The organism is Streptomyces sp. DS1-CR2 (assembly GCF_055760475.1).
Genome location: NZ_CM147085.1, coordinates 6,347,501 through 6,371,228, shown reverse-complemented (window position 1 = coordinate 6,371,228; position 23,728 = coordinate 6,347,501). Strand labels below are relative to the sequence as shown.

Below are 23,728 nucleotides of genomic sequence, written 5' to 3'. Positions count from 1 at the left end.
GCCACCCGTGCCACGCTTGACCCATGCCCGAAGGAGACACCGTCCTGCAGACCGCGCGGCGGCTGCACACCGCCCTCGCAGGCCAGGTGCTCATCCGCTCCGACCTGCGCGTCCCCCGCTTCGCCACGGCCGACCTGACCGGCCGCACGGTCCTCGACGTCACCCCGCGCGGCAAGCACCTCCTCACCCGCATCGAGGGCGGCCTCACCCTGCACTCGCACCTCCGCATGGACGGCTCCTGGAAGGTCTACGCACTCGGCGAGCGCTGGACCGGCGGCCCCGGCCACCAGATCCGGGCGGTCCTCGGCAACGCCACCCGCACCGCCGTGGGCTACCGCCTCCCCGTCCTCGAACTCATGCGCACGGCCGACGAGATCAAGGTGGTCGGCCACCTCGGCCCCGACCTGCTCGGCCCGGACTGGGACGCCGAAACGGCCCTGCGCAACCTCCTCAGTGACCCGGCCCGCCCCCTCGGCGAGGCACTCCTAGACCAGCGCAATCTCGCGGGCATCGGCAACGTCTACAAGTCCGAGCTGTGCTTCCTCCTCCAGGTCACCCCATGGCTGCCCGTCGGCGAACTCCCCGACGACACGGCCGCCCGCCTCCCCGAGCTCGCCAAGAAGCTCCTCGAAGCCAATCGCGACCGCCCCGCACGCGTCACCACCGGCAGTGGCCGCCCCGGCCAGCGGCTCTACGTCTACGGCCGGGCGCCTCGCCCCTGTCTGCGCTGCCGCGCCCCGATCCGCGTGGCCGACCAGGGCGACGGCTCCCGCGACCGCCCCACCTACTGGTGCCCCTCCTGCCAACACGGCCCGACCCCACGCCCGTACGCCGAGCAGCCCCCGACCACCAGATGACACAGCCTCACCAGATAGCCCGTACAAGCTAATTGACGATCCGTCAGAAATGCTCGTACGGTCCCCTCATGCCCGTCACCGCGTACGACCTCACCGGACGCACCGCATTCGTCACCGGCGCCGCGAGCGGCATCGGACGCGCTTCCGCCCAGCTCCTGGCCGACGCCGGAGCCACCGTGCACTGCGCCGACCGCGACGCGCAGGGCCTGCACGAGACGGAGACGCTGATCAAGGCCAGGGGCGGCACGGCCCGCACCCACGCCCTCGACGTCGCGGACCGCACGCAGCTCGCCGAGGCGGTGGCCGCGGCCGTCGACGCGACGGGCCGTCTCGACGTCATGGCCGCGATCGCCGGGATCATGCACAGCAGCCCCGTCCTGGAGACCCGCGACGAGGACCTCGACCGCGTCCTCGGCATCAATTTCAAGGGGGTGCTGTACGCCTGCCAGGAGGCTGCCCGCGCCATGATCGCGACGGGCACTCGCGGCAGCATCGTCACGATGGCGTCGGGCGCCGTGGACACCGGCGGCCCCGGACTGCTCTGCTACGGCGCCTCGAAGGCCGCGGTCGTCCAGCTGACGAAGACCCTGGCGACCGAGGTCGGCCCGCAGGGCATCCGCGTCAACGCGGTCGCGCCCGGCTGGATCCGTACGCCTATGACCGGCCGCCACGACGCGTCGGAGCAGTCGCACACCGAGGCTCTGATGGTCCGGATGTCCCCGCTGGGCCGGGTGGGCGAGGCGGACGACATCGCCCACGCCGTCCTGCACTTGGCGTCGGACGCGTCATCGTTCACGACGGGCCAGATCCTCCGCCCGAACGGCGGCGTCGCCATGCCCTGGTAAGCAGACCAGCCGCAGCGGACCGCCTCGCTCTCATAGCCGCCCCATCGGCCCCCGTCGCCCCCGCAGCCGCCCCAGAAGACCGCCCCGCCCCCGCAGAAGTCCCGCCCCGCCTCACGGCCCTCGCGGCCCGGGCCCTGGGTACACAGTGCACCGGCAGCAGGCTCAGACCCCACCCACCGGCCGCCACGGATCCTTCGAACGCTCCCGCGTCAGGCGAGAAGGCCAGCCGCAGCAGGCCCCACCACCACAGCGCCCCGAAGGCCACGGCCGGTATCCAGCGCGCGTTCCGCCACACCCCGGCCGGTATTCCGCGCACGGTCCGCCACGCCACGGCCGCCACCTCCTGCCCGATGCCGGATCGGATCGAACCCGAATGCCGGCGCCACCCGGCGGCAGGGCGCTCCGGAGGCGTTCCCGCACACCGAAGGCGCTCCCGCGCACGTCGAAATCCCCTTCACCATGGCACGAATGCCCTGATGCGGGCATGTCGAGCCCGCCCCGGCACCCCGGGCCCACCGCTACACCCCGGCCCGCCCCTCCTGACACTCCGCTCCCGCCACCCAGTCCCCTCGACATGAAAAAGCCCCGGCCGATCTCCCGGCCGGGGCTTTCACACACTTATGAGTGACACCTGCACGAGGCGTCACGCCGCGCGAGTTCACGCAGCGACGACGTCCACCGCTTCCGCAGGCGCCTTGATGGTCACCCGTTCCGGTGGGACACCGGCCACGGAGACAGAATTGAGCCGCGGGCGAACCGGTGCGGGCACCGGATCAGTAGCCGCTGCCGACACGGCCAGCTCGGCGAGAGCGAGCTCGTCGCTCACCTCGCGCATGAGCTCGGACATCCGTACGTCAAGCGCGTCGCAAATAGCGGACAGCAGCTCGGAGGATGCCTCCTTCTGCCCCCGCTCCACCTCGGAGAGATAGCCGAGCGAGACTCGGGCGGACGAGGAGACTTCGCGCAGAGTACGGCCCTGGCGCTGGCGCTGCCGACGCAGCACGTCACCCAGCAGGCGACGGAGCAGAATCATCGGTGGCTCCCTCCTCGGACCGCGTAGCCGCATCCTTCACGCCCCACCGTACCGCCTTGCGCCGCGGCCGTGCGGGGAGCGATGTCGTGTTCACTCAGGGCTGTAAACATCAAAACCCCCCGTTCTGTTCCGTATCCTGTGCCCGCTCATTCTCTGCGCGTTCGCTCAAGAGCCGCTCAAGCAGCAGCTCAAGCACACTCCGTACACTCTTCATACGGATTTCCGAACGGTCGCCGTTCAACCGCAACGCGGCCACTTTCCGGCTACGAGCGAAACTGCCGGCATAAGCAACAGACCCCTCAACCCCGGCGCCGGCTCCCGCGTCAGCCCCTGTGGAGCCCGCCTCGAAGGCCGTGGAATTCCCCGGACCGGCGACGGCCACGAACACCGTCCCCACCGGCTGCCCGTCCTGCTCGTCGGGCCCGGCCACGCCTGTGGTCGCGATTCCCCAGTCCGCGCCGAGGACCCTGCGCACCCCGGTCGCCATCTGCAGGGCGACCTCGGGATCCACCGCCCCTCGCTCGGCCAGGAGAGTGCCGTCGACGCCGAGGACGTCCCGTTTCAGCTCGGTCGCATACGAGGTCACGGACCCGCGGAAGACGCGCGAGGCGCCCGGCACCGAGGTGATGTCGGCCGCCACGAGGCCGCCGGTGAGCGACTCGGCGACCGCGAGGGTCTCGCCCCGCTCGGTGAGCAGCCGGAGCACCACGGCGGCGGTGGCGAGGCCGTCCGCCCCGCCGCCGCCGACCGCTCCGGACGTCACTGCTCCGCCGCCGCCTCACGTCCGTCGCGGGCGGCACGCTCGGCCGCCATGCCCTGCCGCCGCAGCACCACGGCCTGCTTCACGTAGTCGAGGCCGGTGAGCACGGTCAGCGCGACGGCCACCGCCATCACCCAGAACCGGAAGGTGGCCAGCGGCCCGGTCAGCGCCAGGACGTACATTCCGACCGCCGTGCCCTGCGCGAGGGTCTTCATCTTGCCGCCGCGGCTGGCCGGGATCACGCCGTACCGGATGACCCAGAAGCGCAGCAGGGTGATTCCGAGCTCACGCCCGAGGATCACTCCCGTCACCCACCAGGGGAGGTCGCCGAGGCTGGAGAGACAGATGAGGGCCGCCCCCATGATCGCCTTGTCGGCGATGGGGTCGGCGATCTTCCCGAAGTCCGTGACCAGGTTGTATGTGCGCGCCAGATGCCCGTCGAAGACATCCGTGATCATGGCAACGGCGAAGGCCGCCCAGGCCCAGGCGCGCCACACGGGGTCGTAGCCGCCGTCGGTGAGCAAGAGCATGACGAAACCCGGCACGAGGAGGAGCCGGACCATGGTCAGGATGTTTGCGATGTTCCACAGGCTGGCCTGGTTGACGGCCGCAGCGCCCAGCTTCCCGCCGGGCGCCGGCCTACCGGAACCGCCCGTAGCGGACGCCGGGACTCCGGTCATCTGCCCGCCTCCTCAGAACACTCGAGCGGCTCGGCGACCAGGTCCACGCCCTGGGTGCCGATCACCTTTGCCTCGACGATACGACCCACGCTCAGGCCCTCGCTGCTCGTGAGCAGCACCTGTCCGTCCGTCTCGGGCGCCTGGTGCTCTGCGCGCCCGACAGCGCCGTCCTCGTCGTCGATGGACTCGACGAGCACGTGGACCGCCTCGCCGACGCGTTCGTCCGCGCGCTGCGAGACCAGCTCCTCGGCGAGCCGCGACACGCGCGCGAGGCGCTCGGCGACGACGTCCTCGTCGAGCTTGTGCTCGTACGTCGCAGCTTCGGTGCCCTCCTCGTCGGAGTAGCCGAAGACGCCGATCGCGTCGAGGCGGGCGCCGGTGAGGAAGCGCTCCAGCTCGGCCAGGTCGGCCTCGCTCTCGCCGGGGAAGCCCACAATGAAGTTCGACCGGACACCGGCCTGCGGCGCCTTGTCCCGGATGGTGGAGAGCAGGTCGAGGAACCGGTCGGTGTCCCCGAAGCGCCGCATGGAGCGCAGCACGGCGGGCGCCGAGTGCTGGAACGAGAGATCGAAGTACGGGACGACCTTGTCGGTGCCCGTGAGGACGTCGATGAGGCCGGGGCGCATCTCGGCGGGCTGGAGGTAGCTGACGCGCACCCGCTCGATCCCTTCGACGGCGGCCAGCTCGGGCAGCAGCGTCTCCAGGAGCCGGATGTCGCCGAGGTCCTTGCCGTACGAGGTGTTGTTCTCGGAGACGAGCATGACCTCCTTGACGCCCTGTTCGGCGAGCCAGCGCGTCTCACCGAGGACGTCGCTGGGCCGGCGCGAGATGAAGGAGCCGCGGAAGGACGGGATGGCGCAGAACGAGCAGCGGCGGTCGCAGCCGGACGCCAGCTTCACCGAGGCGACGGGGTTCGTCCCGAGGCGGCGGCGCAGCGGGGCACGGGGGCCGGACGCGGGCGCAAGACCGTCGGGCAGGTCCACGGGGGCGTGTCCGGGAAGCGCCACCTCGGCGCCCGCGTCCTGCCGCTCGGCAGGGCTGATCGGCAGCAGCTTGCGCCGGTCACGCGGGGTGTGGGAGGCGTGGATGCCGCCGTTGAGGATGGTCTGGAGCCGGTCGGAGATGTCGGCGTAGTCGTCGAAGCCGAGCACGCCGTCGGCCTCGGGCAGGGCTTCCGCCAGGTCCTTGCCGTACCGCTCGGCCATGCAGCCGACGGCCACGACGGCCTGGGTTCTGCCATGGCCCTTGAGGTCATTGGCTTCGAGAAGGGCGTCGACGGAGTCCTTCTTGGCGGCTTCGACGAAGCCACAGGTGTTGACGACAGCGACGTCTGCGGCCTCGGCGTCCTCGACGAGCTCCCAGCCGTCCGCCTCCAAGCGGCCTGCGAGCTCCTCCGAGTCCACCTCGTTACGGGCGCAGCCAAGAGTGACAAGGGCGACGGTACGGCGTTCGGGCATGGGCTCAAGACTACTTCGTCCCACCGACAGCCCCGCCCGCGAGGGTTACCCGGAGATCATCACCGGGCAACCTCCCGCTCATCCGACCTCGGGATCACCCTTGGTGTAGGTAAGGCGCTCGACCTGTCCGGGCTCGAACTCGTTGTCCACCTGCTTGCCGTTCACGTACAGCTGGATGGCGCCCGCGTCGCCGAGGACGAGGTCGACCTTCTTGTTGTCCTGGAAGGTCTTCGACTCACCCTGTTCGAGCAGGCCGTCGAACATGATCCGTCCGTTGTGGTCCTTCGCGGAGATCCAGCTGCGGCCGTCGGCCGCGTTGATCTTGACAGTGACCTTGTCGCGGGGCGCGGCCGCGATCGCGCTGTCGGTCGGGTCGGGCTTGGGGTCGGTGGGCTTGGTGGCCTTGGGAGTGTGGGTGGGCTTGGGCTTGCCGGTGGCCGGTGTCGCACCCTCGGTGGCCTGCTGCTTGGCACCGTCGTCGCTGCCGCCGAACGCGGTGAAGCCGACGAAGCCGATCACCGCGACGATCGCGGCGACCATGGCCGCCGTCCAGTTCGGCCGGCGCGGCTCGGACCTGATCCGCTCGGCCTCGAACAGCGGAGCGGCCGGCGTCGGCGCGGGCCGCCCGCCGTGCTCGTCGGCGAACCGGGCGACAAGCGGCTCGGGATCGAGGCCCACGGCGCGCGCGATGGTCCGGATGTGACCGCGGGCGTAGACGTCGCCGCCGCACCGGGAGAAGTCGTCCTCCTCGATCGCGTGCACGATCGGGACGCGCACCCGGGTGGACGTACTGACTTCGTCGACGGTCATCCCGGCGTCGACGCGCCCCTGACGGAGGACGCGTCCGATCGAGGGACGGTCGTCCGCGGGCGTGGGCGCCTGCTCGACGGCCGGCGGGGGCGTCGCGTGAAGGTCATCCGAAGGACGGTCGTCTTCAGGGGAGTTGCCGATGGACACGGGGGCGCCTTTCGAGCGTGTAACCACCTGCTGGAGGTTCAGTCTAGGGGGGGTACGAAAGGGTGGGGCAACCGGGCGGTCAGACTTTGTACGCCATCGGAATGGCCGGACACAACGGCCGGTCACCCCGATGCTGGGACACATACCCGGCCCCTCCCTCAACTTGACGTACGAGGAGGGGAAACGGTTGCCTCACGCTCCCTTACGAGTGAGCGTCGATCGCGAGTGTGAGCCGTCCGTTCTACCTGCCGGGGCGCGCGCTGTCCCTGCGACGCGCGCCTCAGGGTTGAGCCTCCCCGCGGATCACGGCGAGCACTCCATCCAGTTCGTCAGGCTTCACAAGAACGTCACGTGCCTTCGAACCCTCGCTCGGGCCCACGATGTTCCGCGACTCCATGAGGTCCATGAGCCGCCCGGCCTTCGCGAAGCCGACGCGCAGCTTGCGCTGGAGCATCGACGTGGACCCGAATTGCGTGGAAACGACCAGCTCAGCGGCCTGGCACAGCAGGTCGAGGTCGTCGCCGATGTCCTCGTCGATCTCCTTCTTCTGCTTGGTCCCGACGGTGACGTCCTCCCGGAAGACGGGCGCCATCTGGTCCTTGCAGTGCTGGACGACGGCGTGGATCTCGTTCTCGGTGACGAACGCGCCCTGCATACGGGTGGGTTTGTTCGCGCCCATCGGGAGGAAGAGCCCGTCGCCTTTGCCGATCAGCTTCTCGGCGCCGGGCTGGTCGAGGATGACGCGGCTGTCGGCGAGCGAGGAGGTGGCGAAGGCGAGCCGGGAGGGGACGTTGGCCTTGATGAGACCGGTGACCACGTCGACCGACGGGCGCTGGGTGGCGAGCACCAGGTGGATACCGGCCGCGCGCGCGAGCTGCGTGATGCGCACGATCGAGTCCTCGACGTCCCGCGGCGCGACCATCATCAGGTCCGCGAGCTCGTCGACGATGACCAGCAGATACGGGTACGTCTTCAGCTCGCGCTCGCTGCCCTCCGGCGTCTTGAGCTTGCCGTCGCGGATCGCCTGGTTGAAGTCGTCGATGTGCCGGTATCCGAACGCCGCGAGGTCGTCGTAGCGCAGGTCCATCTCACGCACGACCCACTGCAGCGCCTCGGCGGCCCGCTTGGGGTTGGTGATGATCGGCGTGATCAGGTGCGGGATGCCCTCGTAGGCGGTGAGCTCGACGCGCTTGGGGTCGACGAGGACCATGCGCACGTCCTCGGGGGTCGCCCGGCACATGATCGAGGTGATCAGGCAGTTGATGCAGGAGGACTTTCCGGAGCCGGTGGCGCCGGCGACGAGGATGTGCGGCATCTTGGCCATGTTGGCCATGACGTAGCCGCCCTCGACGTCCTTGCCGAGCGCGACGAGCATCGGGTGGTCGTCCTCGGCCGCGTCGGCGAGGCGCAGCACGTCGCCCACGTTGACCATCTCGCGGTCAGTGTTCGGGATCTCGATGCCGACGGCTGACTTGCCGGGGATGGGCGAGATGATCCGGACGTCCGGGGACGCGACGGCGTAGGCGATGTTCTTCGCCAGCGCCGTGATCTTCTCGACCTTCACGGCGGGGCCGAGCTCGATCTCGTAGCGAGTGACCGTCGGGCCGCGCGTGAAACCGGTGACGGCGGCGTCGACCTTGAACTCGGAGAAGACGTTCGACAGCGAGTGGACGACGGCGTCGTTGGCCGCGCTGCGCGACTTGCCGGGGCCGCCGCGCTCCAGGAGGTCGAGCGAGGGCAGCGAGTAGGTGATGTCGCCGGACAGCTGGAGCTGCTCGGCGCGCGGCGGGAGGTCGCGCGGGGCGTCGGGGGCCGACTTCGTCAGGTCGGGCACACCGGCCTTGGGCGCCGCGGCCGCGGGCTCCGGAGCCGCCTCCTTGGCCTCCTTCACCGAGGTCTTCGCCCGCGCGGTGGGTACCGGCGCCGTGCGCTCCGGAGCACTTTCCCGCTCCGTACCGACCCCCTGCGTCAGATCGGCGACGAGCGGCGACGGCGGCATGCCGTGCAGCACGGCCCCGTCGAGCGCGGCAGCGGCCGCCGCGGCCACGTCGACCGCGTCCATGGGCCGGGTCACGACGGGCTGCACGGGCGTGCGCCGGGGCCTGCGCCGCTTGGAGAGCGCCTCCCGCTCCGCTTGGTCGGGGTCGTACGCCTCCGGGTCCGCCGGGCGCCGCCTGGAGCGCGCGGGCAGGGACTCGCGCCACCGGTCGTCGTAGCGCTCGTCGTCGTCCGTCGCACCGTCGGCGCCGAGAAGGTCGTCCTCGGGGTCCGGATGGACGACGCCGAGCTTCACGCCGAGCAGCCGCAGCCGCTGCGGGATAGCGTTCACGGGCGTCGCGGTGACCACGAGTAGTCCGAAGACGGTGAGCAGGACAAGGAGCGGTACCGCAAGCACCTCTCCCATGGTGAAGCTCAGCGGGGCGGAGGCGCCCCAGCCGATGAGCCCTCCGGCGTCCCTTATGGCCTGCATGCCGTCGGTGCGGGCGGGCGAGCCGCAGGCGATGTGGACCTGGCCGAGCACGCCGATGACGAGCGCGGACAGGCCGATCACGATGCGCCCGTTGGCCTCGGGCTTCTCGGGGTGCCGGATGAGGCGTACGGCGATGCCGCCGAGCAGCAGCGGTACGAGCAGGTCGAGGCGGCCGAACGAGCCCGTGACGAGCATTTCGACGAGGTCGCCGACGGGTCCGCGCAGATTGGACCAGGTGCCCGCCGCGACGATCAGCGCCAGGCCGAGGAGCAGGAGTGCGAGGCCGTCCTTGCGGTGTGCCGGGTCGAGTCCCTTGGCGCCACGTCCTATGCCGCGCAACATCGCGCCCACGCTGTGCGCGACGCCGAGCCAGAGCACGCGTGCGAGCCGGTACACGCCCCCGGTGGGGCTGGGCGCCGGCTTGGGCGCGGGCTTCTTCGCCGCGGCTTTCCTCGGGGGCGCCTTCTTGGCCGCGGGCTTCTTCGCGACCGCCTTCTTGGCAGGGGCCTTCTTCGCCGGAGCCTTGGTCGGGGCGGCCGCCTTCTTCGCGGGCGACTTCTTGGCTGCGGGACGTGAGGCCATGGGTGTGAGGTTACCGGTGGAGACCACCGCGGACACGTGTGCCTACTGCTTCACCCGTCCGTGTCGCGGATCGGTGTGCCCGGAGGTGACGCTTCCTCAAAAGGTGGGCTGCTGCTCAGTTCTGCGAGGGAAGTGACGGTGCGCCGCTTCCCGTGCCGGGCTCCAGGGCGTCAAGAGCACGGCGCAGTCCGGTGAGTTTGCGCTCGAGATGAGCTGCCGTGGCGACCGCGGCTGCGTCCGCCGACTCGTCGTCGAGCTGCTTCGAGAGCGCCTCGGCCTGCTCCTCAACGGCCGCGAGCCGCGCGGAGAGTTCGGCCAGCAGCCCGGCCGGCTCCTTGGAGTCGCCTACGTCGGACTTCCCGCCGCCCTCGAGCTGGAGCCGCAGCAGGGCTGCCTGCTCCCGCAGTTGGCAGTTCTTCATGTACAGCTCGACGAAGACCGAGACCTTCGCACGCAGGACCCACGGGTCGAACGGTTTCGAGATGTAGTCCACCGCACCGGCCGCGTACCCACGGAACGTGTGGTGCGGGCCGTGGTTGATGGCCGTGAGGAAAATGATCGGGATGTCGCGTGTCCGCTCACGGCGCTTGATGTGCGCCGCGGTTTCGAAACCGTCCATTCCCGGCATCTGAACATCCAGCAGAATGACCGCGAAATCGTCCGTGAGTAGCGCCTTGAGTGCTTCCTCCCCGGACGATGCCCGCACCAGTGTCTGATCGAGCGCGGAGAGGATGGCCTCCAGCGCCAGCAGATTCTCCGGCCGGTCATCGACCAGGAGGATCTTGGCCTTCTGCACCATGGCCCGCCCTCCTCGCCCCGGCATGGGGCCGCCCCTGTCCGCAGGACTTGGGGCGGCTCCGGAAGCCGCCCCAGGGGGCGACTCCCTTGCGTCGCCCGTCCTTGTGCCGGTCATGGTAGCCGCACCCCGCCTGTCGCCACACCCTGTCACCGCGATGTCACTGTGCACGTAGCACAAACGCAGTGGGAGACCAGAAGGTTCCCCGAATACCGCACTTCTACACGGCTTCGGCCACACTCAGTCAACAACTGCTCAGTAACGCACACCTACCCGGTCACTCCCCGCGCATCCACTGCTCCATCACCGTCAGCAGATGATCCGGATCGACCGGCTTCGTGACGTAGTCGGAGGCCCCGGACTCGATGGCCTTCTCCCTGTCGCCCTTCATCGCCTTCGCCGTGAGCGCGATGATCGGCAGCCCGGCGAACTGCGGCATCCTGCGGATCGCCGTCGTCGTCGCGTAGCCGTCCATCTCCGGCATCATGATGTCCATCAGGACGACCGTCACGTCGTCGTGCTGTTCTAGGACCTCGATCCCCTCCCGGCCGTTCTCGGCGTACAGCACGGACAGACCGTGCTGCTCCAGGACGCTGGTGAGCGCGAAGACGTTACGGATGTCGTCGTCGACGATGAGCACCTTCTCGCCACCGAAGAGCAACGTGCGTCGCTCCTGCGGCGCCTCTTCCTGGCCGGTCCCCGCCCACTGCTCCTGGGCACGGTCCTGCGCGGGCTCCACGGGCGCCTGCTGCCCAGGCTGTCCCGGCAGCGCCGGCCTCTGTTCGGACGCGGCCACCTGCTTGCGGCGCCGCCTGAAGAGCGCGGCGGGACCGTGCTGGGTGTCCTGGTACGACCTGACCTCCGGCGGCATCGACGCCTCGGGCGGCATGACACCCTCCATCGGCACGGCGTGCATCCCCGGCTCGATGGACGGGGCGAGCTGCGGGTAGCCCTGCGGCGGCAGTTCGCTCGCGTGCAGCGGCATGTACAGCGTGAACGTGGAGCCACGGCCCGGCTCGCTCTGCGCGTGGATCTCACCGCCGAGGAGCCGCGCGATCTCACGGCTGATGGACAGGCCGAGGCCCGTACCGCCGTACTTGCGGCTCGTCGTCCCGTCGGCCTGCTTGAACGCCTCGAAGATCACCCGCATCTTGCTGGCCGCGATGCCGATGCCGGTGTCGGTCACGGAGAAGGCGATCAGGTCGCCGTCCGCCTCCTGCAGGGAGCCCGCTTCGAGCAGCTGCTCACGGATGGCGTTGGGCACGTCCGCGCCCGCCGGCCTGATGACCAGTTCGACGGCTCCGGAGTCGGTGAACTTGACGGCGTTGGACAGCAGGTTGCGCAGCACCTGGAGCAGGCGCTGTTCGTCCGTGTGGAGCGTCGCGGGCAGTTCGGGAGAGACCCGTACGGAGAAGTCGAGGCCCTTCTCCGCGGTCAGCGGGCGGAAAGTGGCCTCTACGTAGTCGACGAGTTGCACCAGCGCGATGCGGGTCGGCGACACGTCCATCTTGCCCGCCTCGACCTTCGACAGGTCGAGGATGTCGTTGATCAGCTGGAGCAGGTCGGAACCGGCGCCATGGATCGTCTCGGCGAACTCGACCTGCTTCGGGGTCAGGTTCGAGTCCGCGTTGTCGGCGAGCAACTTGGCCAGAATCAGCAGGGAGTTGAGCGGCGTACGCAGCTCGTGCGACATGTTCGCCAGGAACTCGGACTTGTACCGCATGGAGACCGCGAGCTGCTCGGCACGCTCCTCCAGGACCTGCCTGGCCTCTTCGATCTCGGTGTTCTTGACCTCGATGTCGCGGTTCTGCTGGGCGAGCAGCTCGGCCTTCTCCTCCAGCTCCGCGTTGGACGCCTGGAGCGCCTTCTGCCGGTTCTCCAACTCGGCGGAACGCTCGCGCAGTTGCTCGGTGAGCTCCTGCGACTGCTTGAGCAGCACCTCCGTCTTCGTGTTGACGGAAATGGTGTTCACGCTTGTCGCGATCATCTCGGCGATCTGGTTCAGGAAGTCCTTCTGGATCTGCGTGAACGGCTGGAACGTCGCCAGCTCGATCACACCGAGGACCGTCCCCTCGAAGAGCACCGGCAGCACGATGACATGTGCGGGCGGCGCCTCCCCGAGGCCGGAAGCGATCTTCAGATAGCCCTGCGGCACGTTCTCCACGAGAATCGCGCGCCTCTCCTGGGCCGCGGTCCCGATCAGCGTCTCACCGGGCCGGAAGGACGTCGGCATGGACCCCATCGAGTAGCCGTAACTGCCAAGCATGCGCAGCTCGTACGCGTCCTCGGGCGCGCCACCGGCCTCCGCCTCGTCCGTCGGCAGCGCCAGGAAGAACGCGCCGTGCTGGGCGGAGACGACCGGCGTCAGCTCGCTCATGATCAGCGAGGCCACGTCCTCGAGGTCGCGGCGGCCCTGCATAAGGCCGGAGATGCGCGCCAGGTTGCCCTTCAGCCAGTCCTGCTCCTCGTTGGCGATCGTGGTGTCGCGCAGGTTGGAGATCATTTTGTTGATGTTGTCCTGGAGGACCTGGATCTCGCCCGCCGCGTCGACGTCGATCTTGAGGTTCAGGTCGCCGCGGGTCACCGCCGTGGCGACGGCCGCGATGGCGCGCACCTGACGGGTCAGGTTTCCGGCCATCTCGTTCACGGACTCGGTCAGGTCGCGCCAGGTGCCGTCGACGTCGCGCACGCGCGCCTGACCGCCGAGCTGGCCCTCCGTACCCACCTCACGGGCGACCCGCGTCACCTGCTCGGCGAACGAGGACAGCTGGTCGACCATCGTGTTGATGGTCGTCTTGAGCTCGAGGATCTCGCCGCGCGCGTCGATGTCGATCTTCTTGGTCAGGTCGCCCTTGGCGATGGCGGTCGTGACCATCGCGATGTTGCGGACCTGTCCGGTCAGGTTCGACGCCATGCCGTTCACGGACTCGGTGAGGTCCTTCCACGTACCGGAGACTCCCGGGACGCGGGCCTGCCCGCCGAGGATGCCGTCGGTGCCCACCTCGCGGGCCACCCGGGTCACCTGGTCGGCGAACGAACTCAGCGTCGTCACCATGATGTTGACCGTGTCGGCGAGCTGCGCGACCTCGCCGCGCGCCTCGACCGTGACCTTCTTGGTGAGGTCTCCGTTGGCGACGGCCGTCGCGACCTGCGAGATGTTGCGCACCTGGCTGGTCAGGTTGTTGGCCATCAGGTTGACGTTGTCGCTGAGGTCCTTCCAGATGCCCGTGACGCCCCGCACGCGCGCCTGACCGCCCAGCTGGCCCTCCGTACCCACCTCACGGGCCACGCGGGTCACCTGCTCGGCGAACGACGACAGCTGGTCCACCATCGTGTTGACGGTCGTGACGAGTTCGAGGATCTCGCCCTTCGCGTCGACGGTGATCTTCTTGGACAGGTCGCCCCGCGCGACGGCCGTGGTGACCTCGGCGATGTTGCGCACCTGAAGGGTCAGGTTGTTGGCCATGCCGTTCACGGACTGCGTGAGGTCCTTCCAGGTGCCGGAGACACCCTGGACCTCGGCCTGCCCGCCGAGGATGCCCTCCGTACCCACCTCGCGAGAGACCCGCGTGACCTGCTCGGCGAAGTTCGAGAGCTGGTCCACCATCGTGTTGAGGGTGTTCTTCAGCTCCAGGATCTCGCCGCGCGCGTCCACGTCGATCTTCTGCGACAGGTCACCGCGCGCCACCGCCGTGGCGACCTGCGCGATGTTACGCACCTGGGCGGTGAGGTTGCCGGCCATGCCGTTCACGGAGTCGGTCAGGTCGCGCCACACACCGGCGACGCCGGGCACCTGCGCCTGACCGCCGAGCCGGCCCTCCGTACCCACCTCGCGTGCCACCCGCGTCACCTGGTCGGCGAACGCGGAGAGCTGGTCGACCATCGTGTTGATGGTGTTCTTGAGTTCGAGGATCTCGCCGCGCGCGTCCACGTCGATCTTCTGCGACAGGTCGCCCCGCGCCACCGCCGTGGTCACCTGCGCGATCTGGCGCACCTGCGAAGTCAGGTTGCCCGCCATGAAGTTGACGGAGTCCGTGAGTTCCTTCCAGGTACCGGACACGCCGTCCACACGCGCCTGACCGCCGAGGCGGCCCTCGGTGCCCACGTCGCGCGCCATGCGCGTCACCTGGTCGGCGAACGAGGACAGCTGGTCCACCATCGTGTTCACGGTGTTCTTCAGCTGGAGCATCTCGCCGGACACGTCGACGGTGACCTTCTGCGACAGGTCGCCGTTGGCCACCGCCGTCGTCACCTGCGCGATGTTGCGGACCTGGCCCGTCAGGTTGCGGAAGGCCGTGTTGACGGAGTCCGTCAGGTCCTTCCACGTACCGGCCGCGCCCTGCACGTGCGCCTGGCCGCCCAGCTCACCCTCGACACCGATCTCCCGCGCCACGCGCGTGACTTCCGAGCCGAACGCGGAGAGCTGATCGACCATCGTGTTGACGGTGTTCTTCAGTTCGAGCATCTCGCCGGCGACATCGACGGTCACCTTCTGCGAGAGATCACCGTTCGCCACCGCCGTCGTGACGGTCGCGATGTCGCGCACCTGAGTGGTCAGATTCCGGAAGACCGTGTTCACCGAATCGGTGAGGTCCTTCCACGTTCCCGCCGCACCCGGCACATTCGCCTGGCCGCCGAGCTGCCCTTCCGCACCGACCTCGTTGGCCACGCGCGTGACCTCGTCGGCGAAGGTGCGCAGCGTCTCGGTCATCTGGTTGATCGTCTCGGCGAGCTGGGCGACCTCACCGCGTGCCGACACCGTCACCTTCTGCGACAGATCACCATTGGCGACCGCCGTCGTGACCTGAGCGATCCCGCGCACCTGGGCCGTCAGGTTGCCGGCCATAAGATTTACGGAATCGGTGAGGTCCTTCCACACACCCGCCACACCCGGCACCTGTGCCTGGCCGCCGAGCTCACCTTCCGTGCCCACCTCGCGGGCCACCCGGGTCACTTCTGAGGAGAACGACGACAGCTGGTCCACCATCGTGTTGACGGTGTTCTTCAGCTCCAGCATCTCGCCCGCGACGTGAACTGTGACCTTCCGGGACAGATCGCCCTTTGCCACCGCGGTCGTCACGAGAGCAATGTCACGCACCTGGGCCGTCAGCCGGTACGCCATGGTGTTGACCGAATCCGTGAGGTCCTTCCACGAACCGGACATACCGCGCACCCGGGCCTGACCGCCCAGCTTGCCCTCCGTGCCCACCTCACTGGCCACCCGTGTGACCTCGTCGGTGAACGTCGACAGCTGGTCCACCAGGTTGTTGACGGTGCGCCCGACCTTGAGGAACTCGCCCCGCAGCGGATGGCCGTTGCCGTCCGGCACCTGCGAGCGCAGCTCCATGCGCGGCGACAGATCGCCCTCCGCGACCGCCGTGAGCACCCGTCCGACCTCGGAGACCGGGCGTACGAGGTCGTCGACCAGGGCGTTCGAAGCGTTGATCGCCGCGGCCCACGAGCCCTCACAGGCGCCCGTCTCGAGCCGTTCGGTGAGCTTTCCCTCACGCCCGACCATCCGCCGCACCCGCGACAGCTCGCCGGTGAGGTGCAGATTCCGGTCCGCGACCTCGTTGAAGACCGCCGCGATCTCGGTCATGAGGCCGTCGCCCGACACCGTGAGCCGCTTGCGGAAGTTGCCGTCCCGCATCGCCACAAGCCCGGCGAGCAGTCTGTTCAGGGCAGCGGTGTCCACCGCTGTGGTCCCATTGCGCGGTTTACGCTGTTTCGCCAGGGACTGTCCGCCCTTTGCGCGCGTATTCGTGCCTCGCGACGCTGCGCCAGACTCCACTGTGTCCCTCCCGCAAGGGTTGGCCGTACTGCTCGGATTGCTCGGGTTCTCTTCGGAAGCCTGCCCAGTGTTTCACCATGGCAGAACCAGGCCATAACAGTTCGGCAGCTTCGCACACCGTCCGCACACCCTCCGGGCGGAAACACTGGCGACCGGCATCCGCATGGACGGCGAAGGTAAGTAACCTTGGCACCGGCTGTCCACCCACCCCGGTCCGCCCGGCCAGGGCGGTGGCACGAGGACTACGGGCACCGGAGGGGGCGGCCGCGCCATGAGTTCGGGAGACCTGGGCGTCGAGACTCGTACGACTGATACAGGGAGTTCTGTGATCACCGCGCGCGCGGCTGCCACCTTCGACCCCGTCGGGCGGTCCGTCGCGACCGCCCGCGCCTTTGTGCGCGACACCCTCCAGGGGTGGGGCTTCCCCGACATCATCGACGACGCGGTCGTCCTGACCAGCGAGCTCGTGACAAACGCCGTGGTGCACGCCGGCACCTCCGCTGAAGTCCTGTGCCTGCGCACCGACGACGGCGTACGCATCGAGGTCGCCGACCGCTATCCGGAGCGCGAGATCCCGCTCCAGCAGTCCGCGATCAACATGGGCAGCCCCGACCGTGAGGGCGGCCGCGGCCTCCAGCTCTGCGCGGCCCTCGCCACCCGCTGGGGCGTCGACTACACGCCGACGCACAAACTCGTCTGGTTCCAACTCGCCCTTCCCCAGCGTTCGGTGGGCACCCGCACCGCGGGGCCCGCGCTCCCCACCGACCTCCTCCCGCTGGCCGACGGCAGAGTCCGGGTCGCCGTCGTCCAGATCGACAGCACGGGAGCCGTCGCCGCCTGGAGCGAGGACGCGGAGCACCTGTTCGGATATGTCGCCGAACAGGTCGTCGGCAAACCCCTCACCGACTTCGCGGCCTGGCCGCACACCCCCGGCACGAGCACGGGAATCGCCGACGCGCTGCAATTCTCGCGCTGGGAGGGCAGTTACGGCATCCGCGGCGCCAACGGCCGCGTGACCCCCGTCTACGCGTCCCACCTCCGCGTCCGCGACGCCGACGGCGAGCCCTCCACGGTCTGCCTCCTCGTCCGCGACCACGAGCGCGCCGTCCTCCAGACCCCGCTGCGCGGCCAGACCACCTCGGAGAGCGGCACGCTGTCCGAGGGCAACGCGTCCGACCCGTTCGAGGTCTTCATCGGCTCACCCGCCCCCGACGACCTCGACGGCCTGCTCCAGCGCACGGTCGAACGCGCCCGCGACATGCTCGACGGCGACTCCGCCTTCCTGCTGCTCGCGACGGACGACGAGACCGAACTGGAGGTCCGCGCCTCCACAGGCCTTCCCTCGGCCCGCCAGCGCTTCGCCCGCGTCCCCGTGGAGGTGGGCCCCGGCCGCTACGGCTCGGCCCGCATGCCGGCCGTCCACGAGGACCTCACGGTCGTCCCCGGCGCCGTCCCGCTCCTCAACGGCACGGGCATGCGTTCGGTCGTCACGGTCCCGCTCAAGGTCGAGGGCCGCCTCACCGGCTCCCTCGGCGTCGCAGCCGAGGCACCCGACCGGTACTCGAACGAGGAGGCCCTGCGCCTCCAGTTCGCTGCCGACCGCATCGCACTGGCCGTCGAGTCGGCCCGTCTCGGCGAGCTCGAAAAGCTCCGCCGCGGCTCCCTCAGCTTCCTCGTCGAGGCCTCCGACCTCCTCGCCGGCACCCTCGACCGCGACCAGACCCTGGCCCTGATGGCCCAGATGACGGTCCCGACGCTCGCCACCTGGTGCGCCGTCTACACGATCGCTGACCAGTCCTCGGAGCCGTATCTCTCGTACGTCCTGCACGAGGACGAGGAGCGCATCGACGGCCTCAAGGCACTCCTCTCCAAGATCGCCCCGCCCGACCCGGTCCCCAGCCCCGGAGCCCGCGTCTGGGCGGCGCCCGCCGAGGCGGCCCACCAGGCGGCTCTACGGACGTCCATGCGCAGCCTCGGCCTCGGCGCACCCGCCAGCGTCAGCTCGGGCATCGGCACAACCCTCGCGACGGCGTCCGCGGTCGGCGGCGAGACGGTCGTCCTCCCTCTGGTCGCCCGCAACCGCGTCATCGGCATGCTCACGCTCGGCAAGCCGTCCGACGAACACTTCCGCCAGGAAATCCTGGAACTGGCCGAGGACTTGAGCCGCCGTGCCGCGCTCGCCCTGGACAACGCGCGCCTCTACTCGGAGCGCATGGCCATCAGCCAGTCCCTCCAGCGAAGCCTGCTCCCACCGGAGCTGCCGCACATCCCGGGTGTCGAGGTAGAGGTCATCTACCGCGCGGCCGGCGAGGGCAACGAGGTGGGCGGCGACTTCTACGACCTGTTCCCGATCCGCGACGGCGCCTACGGCTTCGCCATCGGCGACGTCTGCGGTACGGGACCCGAGGCCGCGGCAGTGACCGGCCTGGCCCGTCACGCCCTGCGCCTCCTGGCCCGCGAGGGCTTCGGCGGCCCCGCGGTCCTGGAGCGCCTGAACGCCGCGATCCTCGACGAGGGCGCCCGCAGCCGCTTCCTCACGCTTCTCTACGGTGAGTTGTGGCCGCAGGAGGACGGCTCGGCGGTCCTGAAGATGGTTTGCGCCGGCCACCCGCTCCCTCTGCGCCTGCGCCAGGACGGCACGGTCGAACCGTACGCGGAGCCGCAGCCGCTCCTCGGGGTCATGGAGGACCTGGAGCTCTACGAGCAGACGACGACACTCGACCCGGGCGACGTTCTCCTCTGCGTCACGGACGGCATCACCGAGCGTCGCGAAGGCACGCGCATGCTCGGCGACGACGGCCTGGCGGACGTCCTGACGACCTGTACGGGCCTGACGGCCGGCGCGGTGGCGGCCCGCATCATGCGCGCGGTCGAGCGTTTCGCGTCTGACGCCCCTTCGGACGACATGGCCATCCTGACGATGCGCGTCCCGGAACTCCAGAAGGACTGAGAGACCCAACGCAAAAGGCCCCCGCCCGAAAGGGCGGAGGCCTTTATGTCTGAGCCCCCAAGCGGAATCGAACCGCTGACCTTCTCCTTACCATGGAGACGCTCTACCGACTGAGCTATAGGGGCCTGTTGCTTTCCCGGAGTTTCCCCCGCAGCAACGGAATTAAGCATACCCGAACTTCAGCACGGTACGAACCGCCCCGCCTGCGCGTCAGAAAGCAGGCTGCAGCAGCCCGCCGAGCGCATTGCACGCGGAGACGACCCTCTGCAGCTCGCGCCGCGAGAGCGTGGCACTGACGGGCAGCGCCAGAGTCTCGTCGGCGGCCCGCTCGGTCTCCGGCAGCGCGACGTCACGCCGGAACCGCGGCAGCCGGTGCACGGGCGTCTTCACGGGCACGCGGCAGTCAATTCCCCTGGCCCGTATCGCATGTGCGAAGGCGTCACGGTCGGGCCGCCCGTTGCCGGGCACCCGGACGACGTACTGCTGGTAGGTGTGCCGCTCGCTCCCGGCGGGTGTCTGTACGCCGCTGAGCCGCGCGTTCAGATATCCGGCGTGCGCCCGCCGCTTGGCGAGCCCGTCGTGCGGCTGCTCCGATTCGCCCTGCTCCAGGACCAGCAGCCCGCGCCGCCCACCGATCTCCCGAAGCCGCGCCACATCGGCCGGCTGCCCGAAGCGGTGTACGGCGATGATCGCCGCGGTGTGTACGCTGACGCCGCCCTCGACCGAGGCGGGGGCGAGGCAGTACGTGTCCGGGTCTATGTCCGCGAACACGGGCCTGGCTCCGGCCAGTTCGACGGCCTCCGCGACCTCGATGTTTCCGTAGGCGGGCACGATGACCTCGTCACCGGTTCCGATACCGGCGGCCCTCAGCATTGCAACTGTCCCCATGACACGGGATGTTGGCTGCGCAACGTGAACGACAAGTGACGCAAAACAAAAAAGAGCTGGTCCCTGAACCGAAGTTCAGGGACCAGCTCTATAAAATTAGTTCGGCGGCGTCCTACTCTCCCACAGGGTCCCCCCTGCAGTACCATCGGCGCTGTGAGGCTTAGCTTCCGGGTTCGGAATGTAACCGGGCGTTTCCCTCACGCTATGACCACCGAAACACTATGAAACTGTCAACCGCACCACGCTCTGTGACAAACGTGGGGTTGTTCGTGGTTTCAGAACCAACACAGTGGACGCGAGCAACTGAGGACAAGCCCTCGGCCTATTAGTACCAGTCACCTCCACCCGTTACCGGGCTTCCAGATCTGGCCTATCAACCCAGTCGTCTACTGGGAGCCTTAACCCCTCAAAGGGGGTGGGAGTCCTCATCTCGAAGCAGGCTTCCCGCTTAGATGCTTTCAGCGGTTATCCTTTCCGAACGTAGCCAACCAGCCATGCCCTTGGCAGGACAACTGGCACACCAGAGGTTCGTCCGTCCCGGTCCTCTCGTACTAGGGACAGCCCTTCTCAAGACTCCTACGCGCACAGCGGATAGGGACCGAACTGTCTCACGACGTTCTAAACCCAGCTCGCGTACCGCTTTAATGGGCGAACAGCCCAACCCTTGGGACCGACTCCAGCCCCAGGATGCGACGAGCCGACATCGAGGTGCCAAACCATCCCGTCGATATGGACTCTTGGGGAAGATCAGCCTGTTATCCCCGGGGTACCTTTTATCCGTTGAGCGACGGCGCTTCCACAAGCCACCGCCGGATCACTAGTCCCGACTTTCGTCCCTGCTCGACCCGTCGGTCTCACAGTCAAGCTCCCTTGTGCACTTACACTCAACACCTGATTACCAACCAGGCTGAGGGAACCTTTGGGCGCCTCCGTTACTCTTTAGGAGGCAACCGCCCCAGTTAAACTACCCATCAGACACTGTCCCTGATCCGGATCACGGACCCAGGTTAGACATCCAGCACGACCAGAGTGGTATTTCAACGACGACTCCCCCTGAACTGGCGTCCAGAGTTCACAGTCTCCCACCTATCCTACACAAGCCGAACCGAACACCAATATCAAACTGTAGTAAAGGTCCCGGGGTCTTTCCGTCCTGCTGCGCGAAACGAGCATCTTTACTCGTAGTGCAATTTCACCGGGCCTATGGTTGAGACAGTCGAGAAGTCGTTACGCCATTCGTGCAGGTCGGAACTTACCCGACAAGGAATTTCGCTACCTTAGGATGGTTATAGTTACCACCGCCGTTTACTGGCGCTTAAGTTCTCAGCTTCGCACACCCGAAAGTGCACTAACCGGTCCCCTTAACGTTCCAGCACCGGGCAGGCGTCAGTCCGTATACATCGCCTTACGGCTTCGCACGGACCTGTGTTTTTAGTAAACAGTCGCTTCTCGCTGGTCTCTGCGGCCACCCCCAGCTCATGAAGTAAATCCAATCACCGGTGATGGCCCCCCTTCTCCCGAAGTTACGGGGGCATTTTGCCGAGTTCCTTAACCATAGTTCACCCGAACGCCTCGGTATTCTCTACCTGACCACCTGAGTCGGTTTAGGGTACGGGCCGCCATGAAACTCGCTAGAGGCTTTTCTCGACAGCATAGGATCATCCACTTCACCACAATCGGCTCGGCATCAGGTCTCAGCCTTAATGTGTGACGGATTTACCTGCCACACGGCCTACACCCTTACCCCGGGACAACCACCGCCCGGGCTGGACTACCTTCCTGCGTCACCCCATCACTCACCTACTACAAGTCTGGTCCGTCGGCTCCACCACTTTCCTTTCCCCGAAGGGTCCGGAACGGCTTCACGGACTTAGCATCGCCTGATTCAATGTTTGACGCTTCACAGCGGGTACCGGAATATCAACCGGTTATCCATCGACTACGCCTGTCGGCCTCGCCTTAGGTCCCGACTTACCCTGGGCAGATCAGCTTGACCCAGGAACCCTTAGTCAATCGGCGCACACGTTTCTCACGTGTGTATCGCTACTCATGCCTGCATTCTCACTCGTGAACCGTCCACAACTCGCTTCCGCGGCTGCTTCACCCGGCACACGACGCTCCCCTACCCATCCCAGCAGGCGTTGGCCCTATAGCTGGAATGACACGACTTCGGCGGTACGCTTGAGCCCCGCTACATTGTCGGCGCGGAATCACTAGACCAGTGAGCTATTACGCACTCTTTCAAGGGTGGCTGCTTCTAAGCCAACCTCCTGGTTGTCTGTGCGACTCCACATCCTTTCCCACTTAGCGTACGCTTAGGGGCCTTAGTCGATGCTCTGGGCTGTTTCCCTCTCGACCATGGAGCTTATCCCCCACAGTCTCACTGCCGCGCTCTCACTTACCGGCATTCGGAGTTTGGCTAAGGTCAGTAACCCGGTAGGGCCCATCGCCTATCCAGTGCTCTACCTCCGGCAAGAAACACACGACGCTGCACCTAAATGCATTTCGGGGAGAACCAGCTATCACGGAGTTTGATTGGCCTTTCACCCCTAACCACAGGTCATCCCCCAGGTTTTCAACCCTGGTGGGTTCGGTCCTCCACGAAGTCTTACCTCCGCTTCAACCTGCCCATGGCTAGATCACTCCGCTTCGGGTCTTGAGCGCGCTACTAAACCGCCCTATTCGGACTCGCTTTCGCTACGGCTTCCCCACACGGGTTAACCTCGCAACGCACCGCAAACTCGCAGGCTCATTCTTCAAAAGGCACGCAGTCACGACTGCATGTGCAAGCACATACAGCGACGCTCCCACGGCTTGTAGGCACACGGTTTCAGGTACTATTTCACTCCGCTCCCGCGGTACTTTTCACCATTCCCTCACGGTACTATCCGCTATCGGTCACCAGGGAATATTTAGGCTTAGCGGGTGGTCCCGCCAGATTCACACGGGATTTCTCGGGCCCCGTGCTACTTGGGTGTCTCTCAAACGAGCCGCTGATGTTTCGACTACGGGGGTCTTACCCTCTACGCCGGACCTTTCGCATGTCCTTCGCCTACATCAACGGTTTCTGACTCGTCCTGTCGCCGGCAGACGACAGAAGAGAGATCCCACAACCCCACATGCGCAACCCCTGCCGGGTATCACACGCATATGGTTTGGCCTCATCCAGTTTCGCTCGCCACTACTCCCGGAATCACGGTTGTTTTCTCTTCCTGCGGGTACTGAGATGTTTCACTTCCCCGCGTTCCCTCCACACTGCCTATGTGTTCAGCAGCGGGTGACAGCCCATGACGACTGCCGGGTTTCCCCATTCGGAAACCCCCGGATCAAAGCCTGGTTGACGACTCCCCGGGGACTATCGTGGCCTCCCACGTCCTTCATCGGTTCCTGGTGCCAAGGCATCCACCGTGCGCCCTTAAAAACTTGGCCACAGATGCTCGCGTCCACTGTGCAGTTCTCAAACAACGACCAACCACCCGTCACAACCCACCGAAGCAGATCTTTACCGGGGCCGGCACTGAAGGCGACCGTCTCGGCCGTACCTTCAGACACCCAACAGCGTGCCCGACACCCTTCCCGCTCCCCTCAACGTTCCACGCCCCGAAGGGGCAGTACTTGCAGGAGAAGACGATCAAGTGTGCCGAATAGTCAACGTTCCACCC

Annotated in this window: 13 protein-coding genes, 1 tRNA gene and 2 rRNA genes; 3 read left to right on the top strand and 13 right to left on the bottom strand. The window is 67.6% G+C overall.

Annotated features, from left to right (window positions below; genetic code table 11):
- Window positions 1-23: 23 nt before the first annotated feature.
- Entirely contained in the window at window positions 24-857 is an 834-nt protein-coding gene (locus ACY0PA_RS30285; protein WP_473080684.1) for an Fpg/Nei family DNA glycosylase, read from the top strand.
- Window positions 858-925: 68 nt separating this feature from the next.
- Complete coding sequence (locus ACY0PA_RS30280; RefSeq protein WP_473080683.1) at window positions 926-1,702, top strand: SDR family NAD(P)-dependent oxidoreductase; 777 nt, start codon at window positions 926-928, stop codon at window positions 1,700-1,702.
- Here ACY0PA_RS30280 and ACY0PA_RS30275 read toward each other — a convergent pair.
- The 9 genes from ACY0PA_RS30275 to ACY0PA_RS30235 form a co-directional block, all read right to left on the bottom strand.
- Window positions 1,650-1,976 (bottom strand): hypothetical protein, encoded by a 327-nt coding sequence (locus tag ACY0PA_RS30275; protein WP_473086477.1) that lies wholly within the window; start codon window positions 1,974-1,976, stop codon window positions 1,650-1,652. The two genes, ACY0PA_RS30280 and ACY0PA_RS30275, sit on opposite strands and share 53 nt — an antisense overlap.
- A gap of 384 nt (window positions 1,977-2,360) precedes the next feature.
- On the bottom strand, window positions 2,361-2,735 hold the full coding sequence (locus tag ACY0PA_RS30270) for a helix-turn-helix domain-containing protein (protein ID WP_383094896.1): 375 nt from the start codon (window positions 2,733-2,735) through the stop codon (window positions 2,361-2,363).
- 109 nt (window positions 2,736-2,844) lie between these two features.
- The gene (locus tag ACY0PA_RS30265; protein ID WP_473080682.1) at window positions 2,845-3,498 is read right to left on the bottom strand and encodes a CinA family protein; all 654 of its coding nucleotides are present in this window, start codon (window positions 3,496-3,498) and stop codon (window positions 2,845-2,847) included.
- The gene (gene pgsA, locus ACY0PA_RS30260; RefSeq protein WP_473080681.1) at window positions 3,495-4,175 is read right to left on the bottom strand and encodes a CDP-diacylglycerol--glycerol-3-phosphate 3-phosphatidyltransferase; all 681 of its coding nucleotides are present in this window, start codon (window positions 4,173-4,175) and stop codon (window positions 3,495-3,497) included. Before pgsA ends, ACY0PA_RS30265 begins: the two co-directional genes overlap by 4 nt.
- Window positions 4,172-5,632 (bottom strand): 30S ribosomal protein S12 methylthiotransferase RimO, encoded by a 1,461-nt coding sequence (gene rimO / locus ACY0PA_RS30255; protein ID WP_473080680.1) that lies wholly within the window; start codon window positions 5,630-5,632, stop codon window positions 4,172-4,174. The genes pgsA and rimO overlap by 4 nt, the downstream gene beginning before the upstream one ends.
- A gap of 78 nt (window positions 5,633-5,710) precedes the next feature.
- Window positions 5,711-6,589 (bottom strand): helix-turn-helix domain-containing protein, encoded by an 879-nt coding sequence (locus ACY0PA_RS30250; protein ID WP_473080679.1) that lies wholly within the window; start codon window positions 6,587-6,589, stop codon window positions 5,711-5,713.
- 280 nt (window positions 6,590-6,869) lie between these two features.
- Window positions 6,870-9,641, bottom strand: coding sequence for a DNA translocase FtsK (locus ACY0PA_RS30245; protein ID WP_473080678.1), 2,772 nt, complete (start codon window positions 9,639-9,641; stop codon window positions 6,870-6,872).
- A 115-nt stretch (window positions 9,642-9,756) separates the two neighbouring features.
- The gene (locus ACY0PA_RS30240; RefSeq protein WP_116509145.1) at window positions 9,757-10,440 is read right to left on the bottom strand and encodes a response regulator; all 684 of its coding nucleotides are present in this window, start codon (window positions 10,438-10,440) and stop codon (window positions 9,757-9,759) included.
- Between the two features lie 274 nt (window positions 10,441-10,714).
- A complete protein-coding gene (locus ACY0PA_RS30235; protein ID WP_473080677.1) occupies window positions 10,715-16,228 on the bottom strand; it encodes a HAMP domain-containing protein in 5,514 nt (1,837 codons plus the stop codon).
- 271 nt (window positions 16,229-16,499) lie between these two features.
- On the opposite strand from ACY0PA_RS30235, the gene ACY0PA_RS30230 reads away from it, so the two are divergent.
- A complete protein-coding gene (locus tag ACY0PA_RS30230) occupies window positions 16,500-19,178 on the top strand; it encodes a SpoIIE family protein phosphatase (protein ID WP_473080676.1) in 2,679 nt (892 codons plus the stop codon).
- 52 nt (window positions 19,179-19,230) lie between these two features.
- Here the strand turns inward: ACY0PA_RS30230 and ACY0PA_RS30225 are convergent.
- The 4 genes from ACY0PA_RS30225 to ACY0PA_RS30210 form a co-directional block, all read right to left on the bottom strand.
- Window positions 19,231-19,303: transfer RNA gene (locus tag ACY0PA_RS30225), tRNA-Thr, on the bottom strand.
- Window positions 19,304-19,388: 85 nt separating this feature from the next.
- Complete coding sequence (locus ACY0PA_RS30220; protein ID WP_473086476.1) at window positions 19,389-20,051, bottom strand: DegT/DnrJ/EryC1/StrS family aminotransferase; 663 nt, start codon at window positions 20,049-20,051, stop codon at window positions 19,389-19,391.
- 114 nt (window positions 20,052-20,165) lie between these two features.
- Window positions 20,166-20,282: ribosomal RNA gene (gene rrf, locus ACY0PA_RS30215) — 5S ribosomal RNA — on the bottom strand.
- 89 nt (window positions 20,283-20,371) lie between these two features.
- A 23S ribosomal RNA gene (locus tag ACY0PA_RS30210) occupies window positions 20,372-23,495 on the bottom strand.
- Window positions 23,496-23,728 lie beyond the last annotated feature (233 nt).